The sequence below is a fragment of the Streptantibioticus rubrisoli genome (assembly GCF_024436055.1).
GTDB lineage: Bacteria > Actinomycetota > Actinomycetes > Streptomycetales > Streptomycetaceae > Streptantibioticus_A > Streptantibioticus_A rubrisoli.
On record NZ_JANFNH010000047.1, the window covers coordinates 25,899 to 38,526 of the forward strand.

Below are 12,628 nucleotides of genomic sequence, written 5' to 3' on the forward strand. Positions count from 1 at the left end.
GGGGCGTGCCCCAATCAATGATCCGCCGCGACGGCGAGCAACCCCCACGGCGGATCCCGGCGGTCGCAGCGCACCGCAGCCCCGGCGTCAGACACCCGGACCGGAGGTCGAACCGCACCCGCAGCCCCAGCGGCCCAAACCGGACCAGAGGTCTACCTGCTGCCCCCCGGCCCGCCGGCGATGAGGTCGGCGACGATGGCGCCGGACATCCCGGCGTGGGCCAGCCCACCGCCGGGATGGGCCGAGCCGCCCACCAGATAGAGGCCGGACGCCGAAGCGCGGTTGCCGGTGCGCAGGTACCCACCCGACGCCCCGGCCAGCGCCGGGCCGGGCACCGCCCCACCGGGCACCCCGGTGAGCCGCTCAGTGTCCACCGGGGTCCGCACCTCACGCCACAGGATCCGCTCGGCCAACCCCGCAACCGCCACCCCGGCGACCTCGACCACCCGGTCGGCGAACGCCTCCGCGTAGCCCGGCGCCGTCCAGTCCACCACCCCCTGCGGTGGCACGGTGACCGTCAGGGTGACGGACTCGTGCGCGTCGTCCGGCCGCAGCCGCGGGTCATCGGGCCGCAGCACCGTCACCGTGGGCGGCGGAGTACCCGGCCTGCCGTCATGCGGCCGGTCCGTACCGTGCACCAGGGTGCGGTGCGCCGTCCCGGCCGGTCGCGGCCCGCGCAGCGCCAGCAGCACGGTGAACCGGCCCAGATCCACCGCGAGCGGCTCGCGCGGCGTGCCGCGGACCACCGTGTCGGCCTCCACCAGGGTGCCGTCGGCGAGCCGCACCCCCACCGCGCGGCCGTCCTTCTCGACCACCTCGGTCACCTCGGCCCCGAAGTGGAACTCCACCCCGCGCGCCGTACAGCGCTCGAACACCGCGTCGGCCAGTGCCCGCAGGCCCCCGCCGACGTACCAGGAGCCGAAGGTCTGCTCCATGTACGGCAGCACGGCCGCACTAGCCGGAGCGGTGGCCGGGTCGTACCCGTACCCCAGCACGTAGCCCGCCAGCAGGGAGGCCAGGCCCGGGTGTCTCAGTTCGCGGCGGCCGACCTCGGCGATCGTGCGCGCGGGGCGGCCGAACAGGCCGTGCCGCCGCGCCGGGTACGGGTCGCGGCCCAGCGGCCCGGTGTCGGCGGCCAGGGTGTCCTCCAGCAGCGGGCGGCGGGTGACCTCCCAGACCGACCGCGCCCTGTTCATCACCTCGCCCCAGCGCTCGCCCGCACCAGAGCCGAACGCCTCGTCCAGCGCCGCGACCACGCCCGCGCGCGAGGCGTTGGGCAGCGCGAACCGTGTGCCCTCCGGCAGTAGATGGCAGCTGGACGGATCCACCTGGCTCAGCTCGACGCTGCGCTCCAGCGTCTCCTTGCCCGTCTTGATGAACAAGTCACGGTAGACGGCGGGCAGATGAAGCAGTCCGGGACCGGTGTCGAACGCGAACCCGTCCCGCTCGTACCGGGCGACGCCACCCCCGTACGTCTCCGCGCGCTCGTACACCGCCACCCGGTGGCCGCCCGTGGCGAGCCGGGCGGCGGCCGCCAGCGAGCCCATACCCGCGCCGATTACCGCGATCCGTGCCATGTCAGGGACTGTATCGGTCACCACTGACAGTCACCCCCGCCGGGACCGGCCGCGCCGGTCCCGGCGCCTCAGCCGCCGCCCACCCGGCCCTGCAGCAGGCGGGACAGGGCCGCGTGGACATCGTCGATGTCCCGGTCGGGCTGGAAGGCCTGCCAGTCCAGCGCGGCCACCAGGACCATGCCGAACAGCGCGGACGCGGTGAGCGGCACGTCGATCTCGTCGCTCAGCTCGCCGCGGTCCACCGCCTCCCGCAGCACCTTCTCCACCACCGCGATCGCCTCTTGGCGGACCATCATCAAGGTCGACTGCCAGGCCCGGTTGGTGCGCCACAGTTCGGCGACGTACAGCTGGGTGAACGACGGGGAGCGGCCGATGAAGACCAGTCCCGCCCGGATCATCGCGTCCAGCGCGTCCACCCGGCTGCCGCCCTGGGCGATCACGTTCTCCGACGCCTCGCGCAGGGACTGGGTGAGCAGCCCCACGCCGTGCCGCAGCAACTCCTCGAAGAGGTCGTTCTTGCTCGCGAAGTTGTAGTAGACGGTGCCCTTCGCGACCCCGGCGCGCTCGGCGATCTCGTCCACGGTCGTGGAGGAGAACCCCTTCTCCGCGATGAGGGTGACCGCGGCCTCGTAGAGCCGCTGCCGGGTGGCCTGGCGTCTTGCGCTGTTCATGCGCCGATTCTCCTCCCCGTCACAAGCTGATTTCGGGGTGGAGCCGATCCACCGTCCACACCTGCTTCCGGTGCGCGCTCCACGCGGTGAGCGTAAGGGAGCCCGCGGTGAACGCCAGCAGCACCAGGCACGCCCGCCACACCGGCCACAGCTCGCCGCCGGTGATCAGGTGGCGCAGTCCGTCGACGACGTAGCTCATCGGCAGGAACGGGTGGATCGCGTTGAAGAACGCGGGCGAGGTCTGCACCGGGTACGTGCCGCCCGCCGAGGTGAGCTGGAGCATCAGCAGGGCCAGCACCAGCACCCGTCCCGCGGGCCCGAAGCGGGCGTTCAGCCACTGGACGATGGCCGCGAAGCAGGCGCTGACCAGGACCAGGAACCCGATGGTGCCCGCGGCCCGTACCATCTGCAGGCCGATCGCCCAGTGCAGCACCGCCAGCAGCGCGGCGACCTGGAGCACGCCGACCACCGCGGCCGGCAGCCAGCCCGCGAACGCGATCCGCCACCCTGGGGCGCCCGCGGCCAGCGCGCGCTTGCTCAGCGGCTGCATCAGCATGTACGCCACCATGGCGCCCACCCACAGCGACAGCGGGATGAAGTACGGGGCGAAACCGGTGCCGTAGGTCGACGCCTTGTGCGTCGCCTGGGACAGCAACTGCACGGGGTCGGACATCACCCCGCTGCGCGCGTCGCGGTCCTTCGCGTCGTAGTCCGGGATCTGCCGGACACCGTCCTTCAGGCCGGTGGCCAGGGTGTTGGAGCCGTCGGAGAGCTTGTACATGCCGCCGTTGAGCGACTGTGCCCCGGCCTGGAGGTCGCCGATGCCGGAGTCCAGGGTGTCCACCGCGCTCTTGGCGGTGCCCGCGCCCTCCCGCACACCGTCGGCGCCGTTGGCGACGTCGTGCGCGCCCTTGTTCAGGGCGTTGATCTTGGCGACCGCGGTGTCCAGGTCGGAGGACAGGTTCGGTGCGTTGTCGGCGATCTGCTGCGCCAGTTGCTGCAGCGTCTTGAGGTTGCCGTCCAGCTTGTCCAGCGCGGAGGAGTCCGTCTTCAGCGAGGCGTCGAGGCTCTTGGCGTCGCTCGCCTGCTGGGCGTTGATGTCCGCGATGTCCTTCAACGTGGCGCAGTCCGCGCCGGGTTGGGGGGCGCTGCCGCAACGTGCGTCGTAGTACTTGCGGGACAGGTCCGCCGCCGTCTGCGCGGCGGTGGCGATGCTGGACGACTTCTGCGGCAGGTCGCCGAGGTTGTCGCGGATCTGCTGGGTGACGTCCGCGATCAGTTGGGCGGTGAGACCGATCTGCTTGCTGTTCGACTTCAGGAACGCGCCGTAGTTGTCGGTGAGTCCGTTGACCTTGTCGGCCAACTGCTGTGTGCCGTCCGCCAGGGTGTGCGCGCCGCTGGCCAGGTCGCGGCTGCCGGACTGCAGCGAGCCGAGGCCGTCGCCGATCCGGTCGCTGGCGTCCTTGGCGGTGTTCAGACCGTCCGCCAGCTTGCCGGTGGCCTGTTGGGCCTTGTCGATGCCACCGTGCAGGTCGCCCGCGCCCTGTGCCGCGTGCTGTGTCTTGTCGTGGATGTCGGCGAACGACACGAAGATCTTGTCGTAGAAGCCCTTTGAGGCGTTGGCCGAGGCGGCCGACCGTATCTGGGCGAAGACCGAGCGGGAGATGGTGCCGACGATGTAGTTGTTGGCGTCGTTGGTGCGCACCTGCAGGGCGCCGGTCTGCGGGTCGTTGCCCGCGCTGGAGGCGATGCGGCGGCTGAAGTCGGCCGGAATGGTCAGCGACAGGTAGTACCTGCCGTTCTCGACGCCCTTGGCGGCGTGCGCGGCGTCCGTCTCCTGCCAGTCGAAGCCGCTTTCGTTGCCGCGCATCTTGGCGACGATGTCATCGCCCGCGGTGATCTTCTTGCCGCCCACGGTCGCGCCCTGGTCGGCGTTGACCAGCGCCACCGGAATCTTGTTCAAGCGCCCATAGGGGTCCCAGAACGACCACAGGTACAGCGCTCCGTAGAGCAGCGGCAGCAGCAGCAGCGCCGCCATCGCGGCCCTCGGCAGCCGTCCCCTGCCGAACTTGCGCAGCTCAATCGCGGCCAGCCTCGGCGAACGCATGCGCCGACCCCTCCTCGGTCTCGGTGGTCTCGTTGCTGGTGGTGGTGCGTCCGTCGCCCGTACGCACGGTGATCGCGCCCTCGGGCGCCTCGGCGCACACGGCGAGCACGGTGGTTCCGGCGGCGGCGATCGACCTGAGGGCGGCCCAGGCGGCCACCCGGTCCTCGGCGGACAGCTTGTGGTCGGCGTCGTCCACCGCGAGCACCCGCGGGCGGCCGATCAGGGCCAGAGCGACGCCCAGCCGCAGCGCCTCCAGCCGTTCCAGGTCCCGCACATAGGTACGCGGCCCCTTGGGGAGCGTCTCCAGGTCCAGTCCCGCGGCCGCCAGGGCCGCTTCCGCCCGGGCGCGGTCCTCGGCGGCGCGCTCGCGGCGCGGCCGTAGCAGGGCGCGCGGCGAGCCGTCGAACCGGCGCTGGAGCAACGCCCGTTCGCGCAGGTGCTCGCCCACGGTCAGCGAGGGGTCGAGTTCCGCGACGCCGGCCACCGGACCGAGCCCGCTGAACCGGCGGACCGCGGTAAGGGCCTTGGGGAGACGGTGTCCGGCGACCTCGGCGTGGCCCTCGGTGGCGCGCATCCGGCCGGTGAGCGCGAGCAGCAGGCAGGTCCGGCCGGAGCCGGACGGCCCCTCGATGGCGACCAGGCCACCGGGCGGCGCCTCGAACGTGACGTTCCGGAACACCCAGCCGCGTGGCCCCTTGAGCCCGTACCCGTCCGCGCTGACCCCCGCACCGCCGGGTGCGGCGGTGTCCGGATGCGCATCGGTGTGCCGACCCACGTGCCCTCCCTCAAATTTTGAACTGACTGGTCAGTTCAAAAGTATGCCGCATGACGTCCAAAACGACCTAGGCGGGGGTCGCCAAAAGCGTCAACTAGACCGCGGTTCCTGGTGTTTTCGCAGGTCAGAGCCGATTGTCAGTGGTCTGCCCCACTATGAGCGTGGACGGACTCGCACCGTCGTCCGCAGGAAGGCAGGAGTCCGAAGACAGGAGGTCGTCATGGCTGCCACCACCGCCAACGCTCACGCACGCCACCGTCGCGCCGCCACCGGTCCGGTATCCGGTCCGCCCACCGATGTCCACCCTGTGCTGCGCAAGATGGCCGCACCGCCGGCCGCCCTCGACCTACTGGCCCAGGCCCACACCGGCCTCGACGAAGCCGCGGTCCTGCCGACCGCCAACGAGCGCTACGCCACCGCCCATCTCGCCGCGCTACGCACCGCCGCCGCCGTGCTCGCCGTCCGAGCCCGCCCGCAGCCGACCGGGCGCCGACGGCAGCGCATCCGCAGCGCGTGGGAGGTGTTGCCCGAGGTGGCGCCCGAACTGGCCGAGTGGAGCGCCCTGTTCGCCTCCGGCGCCAGCCGCAGGGCCCGTGCGGAAGCGGGCATACCCGGTGCCGCGAGCTGGCGCGAGGCGGACGACCTGGTGCGCGCCACGGGCATGTTCCTGCGCCTGGTGGAACGGATGCTGGGGCTCCAGCCGCCCCTTCGGTAGTGCCTGACGCAAGGGAGGTTCCCGGTCGCAGGCCATTAAGGTGGAGGCCGACGTCAAGTTCCGTGCCAGGGCAACAGCCCGGGCACGCCGCGCCGAGGAGCCGCCCCGCCGTGTCAGATCCGCTGCGCCCCCGAGCGTCCCTGCGAACCGCCGTTGTCTGGGAGGTGCTCAAGGACGCCCTGGAACGGCAGGCCAAAGCCTCGGGCGTGGAGACCCTGGAGGTGCTCGACACCGGCGGCGGCACCGGGAACTTCGCGGTTCCGGTGGCCAGGCTCGGTCACCGGGTGACGGTGGTGGACCCCAGCCCTGACGCGCTGTTCGGGCTGGAGCGGCGGGCCGCCGAGTCCGGGGTGACCGAGCGGATCCGCGGGGTGCAGGGCGACGCGCATGGCCTGCTCGGCGTGGTCGCGCCGTCCTCCTACGACGTGGTGCTCTGCCACGGCGTGCTGGAGTACCTCGACGACCCGGCCGAGGGCGTGCGCAACGTGGTGGGCGCGCTGCGCCCGTCCGGGACCCTCAGCCTGCTCGCCGCCAGCCGCAACGGCGCGGTGCTCGCCCGGGCCATCGCCGGGCACTTCACCGAGGCCCGGCAGGGGCTCACCGACCCGGACGGCCGGTGGGGCGAGGGCGACCCGCTGCCCCGCCGCTTCACCGCGGACGACCTGACCGCCCTGGTCTCCGACGCGGGCCTGGCGGTCGCCGCCGTCCACGGGGTGCGCGTCTTCGCGGACCTGGTGCCCGGAGTGCTGGTGGACACCGAGCCCGGCGCCCTGGACGCACTGCTCAAGCTGGAGCTGGCCGCCGCCGAACTGCCCGCGTTCCACTCGATCGCGACCCAGTTGCACGTGCTCGCCCACCGCGGCTGACGAGCCCGGCGAGCAGTCCGTCACAGGCCCGCCCGTTCCAGGGCTGCGGAACGTATCATCTGGGTAAAGCAACGGCAGCATGACGAACTGACGGGTGGGGAATGCACTCCTCGGTCCGCCGTGTTCGTCACCGAAGCGGGTACGCGACAAGCGCACCGGCGGCTGGATCGGCGCTCAGGGGCGGGTTTCACGGGGACGAATCCCTGCCTATCCTGAAAGGGTCGTACCGGTCGCGCCCTGCGACCGACGAGTAGGAGGACTCCGTGCCGCTCTCGGAGCACGAGCAGCGCATGCTTGAGCAGATGGAGCGAGCGCTGTATGCCGAAGACCCCAAGTTCGCGTCGGCGCTTGAGGGAAGCGGGCTGCGCACGTTCACTCGGCGGCGTGTCTACCAGGCGGTAGCGGGTTTCCTGGTCGGCATCGCGCTGCTGATGGCCGGAATGGTCGCCCAGCAGATCTGGATCAGTGTGGTGGGCTTCCTCGTCATGCTGGGCTGCGCCGCACTCGCGATCACCGGCTGGCGGCGCTCCGTCAAACCGGCTCAGCAGCAGCCCGGCATGGGCATGTCCTCGGGGCCGTACGGCCGTCACCCCCGGCGCAAGGGACGGGTGATGGACCGCATCGAGGAGCGGTGGCAGCGCCGCCGCGATGAGCAGCAGGGTCCCTGAGCCGGAAGTCCTCAGCACAGCGTGCCGTTGAGGGGCGCGGAACTCCATCGGAGCCCGCGCCCCTCAACGCGCTTTGACCACCGCCGCCGCGCGCCCCGCCACCTCGCGCCCCCGGCGTGCCACGTGTGCCCACCGGTCCGCGATCCGCCAGCCCAACCGAGCCGCCGACCGGGGTGCCAGCACCGCCCGAACCCGGGTGAACCGGTCGGCCCCGGCGTACAGCGCCCGCCGCACCCGCCGGACGTCGTGCGCTACCTCCGCCACCGGGCCCGGCGCCGGGGCGTACAGCGCCTGCTCCACCGCGGCCGCCAACCGGCGCGCCGCCCGCGCCGCGTCGTCGTCCAGCCGTGCCACCCTGACCAGCCGGTCGGCCGCCCGACGCGGGGTCTGGGCGGCGTCCGGCAGCACGCCGTAGTCCCAGGCGCTGTCCACCAACTCCCGCCAGGCGGCCAGCACCCGGCCGTCCGGCGCGCCGTCAGCGCCGTGTGCCGTGTCGACCGGCCAGCCGTCAGTACGCCGCAACCACGCGGTCAGCCCGCCGCCTGGTGAGCCGTCGGCGCGGCCCAGCCGTGCGGCGCGCAGCCGGGACCGCCACACCATCGGCAGGACGCACAGCAGGCCCAGCAGCACCGCACCGGCCATACCCGCCAGCAGCCCGGCGCCCGGGCCGTTGCCGCCGGTCGGCGCGCTGAGCGACGGCTGGTCCGCGCCGCCGCAGTCGTCCGCGCGGTGCTGGCCCACCCCGGAGCAGGCCGTCCCGGCCGACGGGTTGTCGGACGGTGCCGCGCTGGCGCCCTGCTGGGGACCGGCCGGGTCATGGCCGCTGGGCAGGGTGCTGGTGTCCCGGGTGTAGTCGGGGGTGCTGCCCCGGCTCGGCGTGGGCTCGAAGCGGGTCCAGCCGATCCCCTCGAAGTACAGCTCGGGCCAGGCGTGCGCGTCCTTCAGCCCGACCGACCAGGAGTTGTCCGGCTGCTCGGTGCCGGGGACGAAGCCCACGTCGACCCGGGCCGGAATGCCCAGGGTGCGGGCCATCGCGGCCATGGTGAAGGCGAAGTGGACGCAAAAGCCCCGCTTGTCGTGGAGGAAGCGGACGATCGCGTCCGGGCCGCTGCCCTCCTGGACCCGGGTGTCGTAGGTGAAGCCTCCGGTGAGGGTGAACCAGTTCTGCAGCCGGACCGCGCGCTCGTAGTTGTTCGTCGCGCCCCGCGTCACCTGCTCCGCGGTCTGCCGGACCTCGCCCGGCAGCGAACCGGGCACCTGGGTGTACTCGTGCTGGATCCGCTCCGGGGCGGGCGGCGCGGCGGCGAGCTGCCGGGCGGTCGGCTCCACCAGCAGGCTGGCCACCTGGTACTGCGCGTTCGCCGTGGTCTGCCCGTGGTCGCCGACCAGGGTGCGACCCTCCGGCTCGTACCGCCAGTTGCCGCCGATCCGCACCCTGGTCGCCGGGTAGGGCAGCGGCAGATAGCTCTGCGCGTACCAGGAGGCGGCGGAGATCGAGGTCGCCACCTGATTCACCTGCACCCCCGGGGCGAGCCCCGCGGGCGACGGCAGGGTGCCCGGTACATCCGTGACGCTGCGGGGCGAGGCCTTCCAGGAGGTGCCGTCGAACTGGTCGAGGGTGATCACCCGCAGGTACATGCTGAGCGCGTCGGGGGAGGTGGTGCGGTAGCGCAGCACCTCGCGGTCGCTGGGCTGGTTGAGGTTGTTCTGCAACGACACCAGCGGGTTGACCGCGGTGATGGTGCCCCCGCCGTGGCCGAGCGGCCCGTCCGGATCGGCGGCGTCCAGCAGCCCGCCGCCCATCGCGGGCAACACGGCGGGTACCGCCAGCGCCAGGCCCAGGACCAGCGCGCCGATCCGCCGCCCGGTGCGAACCGGCGCCACCGCGTCCCGCCCGGCAGCGCCCGCCGCGGGCCCGGGACGCCGGGCCGCGCCGCCGAACACCCGGCCCCAGCGGGAGAGCCGGTCCCGGCCCTCGGCGAGCAGCAGCAGGAGGTAGCCGCCCGCCGCCAGCAGGAACCACAGCCAGTGCCCGCCGCCCTCGCCGAGCCCGGAGGCGATCGAGTACAGCGCCAGCAGCGGCAACCCGGCCGGTGCGGCGCTGCGGCAGGTCACCGCCAGGACGTCCACGATCAGCGCGACCACCAGCACACCGCCGACCAGCATCAGCCGGATTCCGGCGGTCACCGGGGCCGGGGTGGCGTACTGGCCGACATCCCGTACCCCGTCGCCGAGCAGCCGGCCCAGCCCGCCGATCGCGTGCGGACCCGGCAGCACGCCGAGCACCGCCTGGTCCGGGACGAACACCACCGCCAGCAGGGCCAGCGACACGACCGCCTGCACCGCCACCGTCAGCGGCCTGGCCAGCGGGATCCGCCGCGCCACCGCGCCCACCGCCGACTGCGCCAGCACCAGCGCGGTGGCCTGCACCAGCCAGACCGTCGGCGTGGCCAGTGGCAGCAGCGAGCACGCCGTCAGCAACGAGGCCAGGGCCGCGCAGAACGTCAACCGTGCGCCCGCGCTCATCGCCCGGCCCTCGTCCGGCTGGCCGAGGCGGAACGGTCCGCCTGCCGCCACAGATCGGCGAGCCGGTCGCCGGGTCGTACCGGCAGCGCGGTCCAGCCCGCCTCGCGCAGCGTCCGCAGCGGGCCCGCCGCCCATGTGCCGTCCTCCCGTCCGTCCAGCACGAAGGCGACCGCGCCGCCGGTGCGCTGCCGCATCCGGGCCACCACCGCGGCCTGCTCCTCGTCCAGTTCGCCGAGGAAGGCCACCACGAGGCCCTCGCTGCCGCCGCGCAGCACCTCGTGCGCGGCGGAGAACCCGGCGCCCTCGGAGTGGTCCACCACCGCCAGCGCGTCCAGCAGCAGCCCGGCCGTCTCCGAGGAGTCCGCGCCCGCCCCCGAGCCGGTGGCCCCGTCGGGGCCCGGCACACAGCTGCCGGTGTCGGTCAGCAGCCGCACCGTGTAACCGCGCTCCAGCATGTGCACCGCGATCGACGCGGCACCGGTCACCGCCCACTCGAAGGGGGAGTCGGGCCCGGCGCCGTGGAAGGCCTCGCGCCGGGTGTCCAGCAGCACGGTGCAGCGCGCCCGGTGCGGCTGCTCCTCGCGGCGTACCATCAGCTCCCCGTACTTGGCGGTGGACCGCCAGTGCACCCGTCGTAGGTCGTCGCCGTACCGGTAGCCGCGCGGAATCACATCGTCCGCACCGGCCAGTGCCAGCGCGCGGTAGCCGCTGTCCCCGTACCCGGACGCCTCACCGGCCAGCCGTACCGCGGGCAGCGGCTCGGTGCGCGGGACCACGGTCAGCATGTCGGCGGTGGCGAACGACCGGGTCAGCTCGCACATGCCGAACGGATCCACCAGTTGCAGTTGCAACGGCCCCAGCGGGTAGCGGCCGCGCAGATCGGAGCGGACCCGGTAGGCAACCTCCCGGTGGCCACCCGGCTCGACCCGGTCCAGCACGAACCGCGGGCGCGGGCCGAGCACGTACGGCACCCGGTCCTGCAGCATCAACAGGCCGGTGGGCAGCCGGGAGACGTTCTCCACCCGCAGCAGCACCCGGGCCTCGGACATCGCGGGCACCCGCGCCGGGCTCAGCCGACGGGTGCTGGTCACCCGGTAGCGGGTGCGGTACAGCACGGCCACGCAGACCAGCGGCAGCGCGGCCAGCAGCAGGCCGACCCGCAGCAGGTCGGGCTGTCCCAGGACGTACGCGCAGACGCCCGCCGCCAGTCCCGCGGCCAGGAACGACCGGCCACGGGTGGTCAGTCCGCCCAGCGCGTCCCGCAGCGCCCGCTCGCGCGCGGTCATGACACGGCTCCGCGGGTCCGGCGGGCTGCCATGGACCGCGCCCGCTCTGACCCGGCCGGTATCCGCCGCGGGGGCCGCACGCCGCCGCGGCGGAAAGTGATCACCGCGGCGAACCGTCCTTCGGCGGCGCGGCACCATGCCGCCCAACTCGCCCCGGAGCACGCGCGGTTCGGCGCTGGATACGGCGACGACAGTGTGCGACTCGCCCCGAACAGACCGCGTTCCGGCGCGCGACACCCCGGCGGCAACGGCCCGCCGCCACGGCGAGTACCCACAACGCCGCGGCCCGGCGGTGCCGAACCCACCGCACCCCGGCTGGCACCCGGGCGGCCCGGTGGTGCGCAACGCGCCCGTGCCCGGGCGCGATCCGCGGAAACGGCGCCAGCCGTACGCGTGCTCACCGGGAGGACCGGCCGCGCTGTCCGGGGCCGTACGGATCGGGGACCGGGGTGCGGCGGACGATCTCGGCGACCACGTGTTCCGGTGTGCGCCGGTTCAACTGCGCCTGCGCCGTGGGCAGTAGGCGATGCGCCAGCACCGCTGGCGCCAGCACCTGAACGTCGTCTGGCAGCACGAACTCCCGTCCGTCCAGCGCCGCGGCGGCCCGTGCCGCCCGCACCAGGTGCAGCGTGGCGCGCGGCGAGGCGCCCAGCCGCAGCTCCGGATGGTGCCGGGTGGCACCCACCAGGTCCACCGCGTACCGCCGCACCCCGGGCGCGATGTGCACCTGCCGCACCGCCTCCACCAGCTTGGTGATCTCATGGGCGTGCGCGACGGCTTGCAGGTCGTCCAGCGGACTGACGCCGCCGTGCACGTCCAGCATCTGCAACTCGGCCTCGGGGCTGGGGTATCCGATCGACACCCGGGCCATGAAGCGGTCCCGCTGCGCCTCGGGCAGCGGGTAGGTGCCCTCCATCTCCACCGGGTTCTGGGTGGCGATCACCATGAAGGGACTGGGCAGTTCGTACGTGCTGCCGTCGATGGTGACCTGTCGCTCCTCCATCGACTCCAGCAGCGCGGACTGCGTCTTGGGCGAGGCGCGGTTGATCTCGTCGCCCACCACGATCTGCGCGAAGATGGCGCCCGGCTTGAACTCGAAGTCCTTGCGCTGCTGGTCGAAGACGCTGACCCCGGTGATGTCCGAGGGCAGCAGGTCGGGGGTGAACTGGATGCGCCGCACCGAGCAGTCGATGGATCTGGCCAGCGCCTTGGCGAGCATCGTCTTGCCCACTCCCGGCACGTCCTCGATGAGCAGGTGCCCCTCGGCGAGCAGCACGGTCAGCGCCAGCCGTACGACCTCGGGCTTGCCCTCGATCACGTTCTCCACCGAACGCCGCACCCGGTCGACGGTGGTGGTCAGATCGCTGAGGCTCGCTCGTGCGTCAAAGGTCGTCACCCGGCCCTCCTAGGCCCATGTGCGGCAGGGCTGGTGCCCTT

Annotated in this window: 10 protein-coding genes; 3 read left to right on the forward strand and 7 right to left on the reverse strand. The window is 73.2% G+C overall.

The genetic code is table 11. The features are described 5' to 3' along the window. Nucleotides 1-152: 152 nt before the first annotated feature. The 4 genes from NON19_RS27675 to NON19_RS27690 form a co-directional block, all read right to left on the reverse strand. Complete coding sequence (locus NON19_RS27675) at nt 153-1,577, reverse strand: phytoene desaturase family protein (protein ID WP_255931835.1); 1,425 nt, start codon at nt 1,575-1,577, stop codon at nt 153-155. 68 nt (nt 1,578-1,645) lie between these two features. After that, a complete protein-coding gene (locus NON19_RS27680) occupies nt 1,646-2,248 on the reverse strand; it encodes a TetR/AcrR family transcriptional regulator (protein ID WP_255931836.1) in 603 nt (200 codons plus the stop codon). Between the two features lie 19 nt (nt 2,249-2,267). Beyond that, entirely contained in the window at nt 2,268-4,355 is a 2,088-nt protein-coding gene (locus tag NON19_RS27685; RefSeq protein WP_255931837.1) for a YhgE/Pip family protein, read from the reverse strand. Beyond that, nucleotides 4,327-5,130: an ATP-binding cassette domain-containing protein gene (locus NON19_RS27690; protein WP_255931839.1), complete on the reverse strand. Its 804-nt coding sequence runs from the start codon at nt 5,128-5,130 to the stop codon at nt 4,327-4,329. The genes NON19_RS27685 and NON19_RS27690 overlap by 29 nt, the downstream gene beginning before the upstream one ends. 220 nt (nt 5,131-5,350) lie before the next feature. Here NON19_RS27690 and NON19_RS27695 point away from each other — a divergent pair, with 220 nt between their 5' ends. From NON19_RS27695 to NON19_RS27705, 3 genes are all read left to right on the forward strand, one after another. Further along, on the forward strand, nt 5,351-5,845 hold the full coding sequence (locus NON19_RS27695) for an SAV_6107 family HEPN domain-containing protein (RefSeq protein ID WP_255931840.1): 495 nt from the start codon (nt 5,351-5,353) through the stop codon (nt 5,843-5,845). A gap of 110 nt (nt 5,846-5,955) precedes the next feature. Continuing rightward, the gene (locus tag NON19_RS27700) at nt 5,956-6,711 is read left to right on the forward strand and encodes a methyltransferase (RefSeq protein WP_255931841.1); all 756 of its coding nucleotides are present in this window, start codon (nt 5,956-5,958) and stop codon (nt 6,709-6,711) included. A gap of 263 nt (nt 6,712-6,974) precedes the next feature. Further along, entirely contained in the window at nt 6,975-7,379 is a 405-nt protein-coding gene (locus NON19_RS27705; protein ID WP_255931843.1) for an SCO2097 family morphological protein, read from the forward strand. A 63-nt stretch (nt 7,380-7,442) separates the two neighbouring features. On the opposite strand, the gene NON19_RS27710 is transcribed toward NON19_RS27705, so the two are convergent. The 3 genes from NON19_RS27710 to NON19_RS27720 all read right to left on the reverse strand — a co-directional run bounded on the left by NON19_RS27710 (nt 7,443) and on the right by NON19_RS27720 (nt 12,587). After that, on the reverse strand, nt 7,443-9,905 hold the full coding sequence (locus tag NON19_RS27710; RefSeq protein ID WP_255931844.1) for a transglutaminase TgpA family protein: 2,463 nt from the start codon (nt 9,903-9,905) through the stop codon (nt 7,443-7,445). Beyond that, nucleotides 9,902-11,191, reverse strand: a complete 1,290-nt coding sequence (locus tag NON19_RS27715) for a DUF58 domain-containing protein (RefSeq protein WP_255931845.1) — start codon at nt 11,189-11,191, stop codon at nt 9,902-9,904. Before NON19_RS27715 ends, NON19_RS27710 begins: the two co-directional genes overlap by 4 nt. A 397-nt stretch (nt 11,192-11,588) precedes the next feature. Next, nucleotides 11,589-12,587 (reverse strand): AAA family ATPase, encoded by a 999-nt coding sequence (locus NON19_RS27720; protein WP_255931846.1) that lies wholly within the window; start codon nt 12,585-12,587, stop codon nt 11,589-11,591. Between the last annotated feature and the right edge of the window lie 41 nt (nt 12,588-12,628).

What these genes read in the sequence shown, in the direction of transcription:
- NON19_RS27675 (WP_255931835.1), bottom strand. Translation starts at nt 1,577, where the DNA reads ATGGCACGGATCGCGGTAATCGGCGCGGGTATGGGCTCGCTGGCGGCC.
- NON19_RS27680 (WP_255931836.1), bottom strand. Translation starts at nt 2,248, where the DNA reads ATGAACAGCGCAAGACGCCAGGCCACCCGGCAGCGGCTCTACGAGGCC.
- NON19_RS27685 (WP_255931837.1), bottom strand. Translation starts at nt 4,355, where the DNA reads ATGCGTTCGCCGAGGCTGGCCGCGATTGAGCTGCGCAAGTTCGGCAGG.
- NON19_RS27695 (WP_255931840.1), top strand. Translation starts at nt 5,351, where the DNA reads ATGGCTGCCACCACCGCCAACGCTCACGCACGCCACCGTCGCGCCGCC.
- NON19_RS27710 (WP_255931844.1), bottom strand. Translation starts at nt 9,905, where the DNA reads ATGAGCGCGGGCGCACGGTTGACGTTCTGCGCGGCCCTGGCCTCGTTG.
- NON19_RS27715 (WP_255931845.1), bottom strand. Translation starts at nt 11,191, where the DNA reads ATGACCGCGCGCGAGCGGGCGCTGCGGGACGCGCTGGGCGGACTGACC.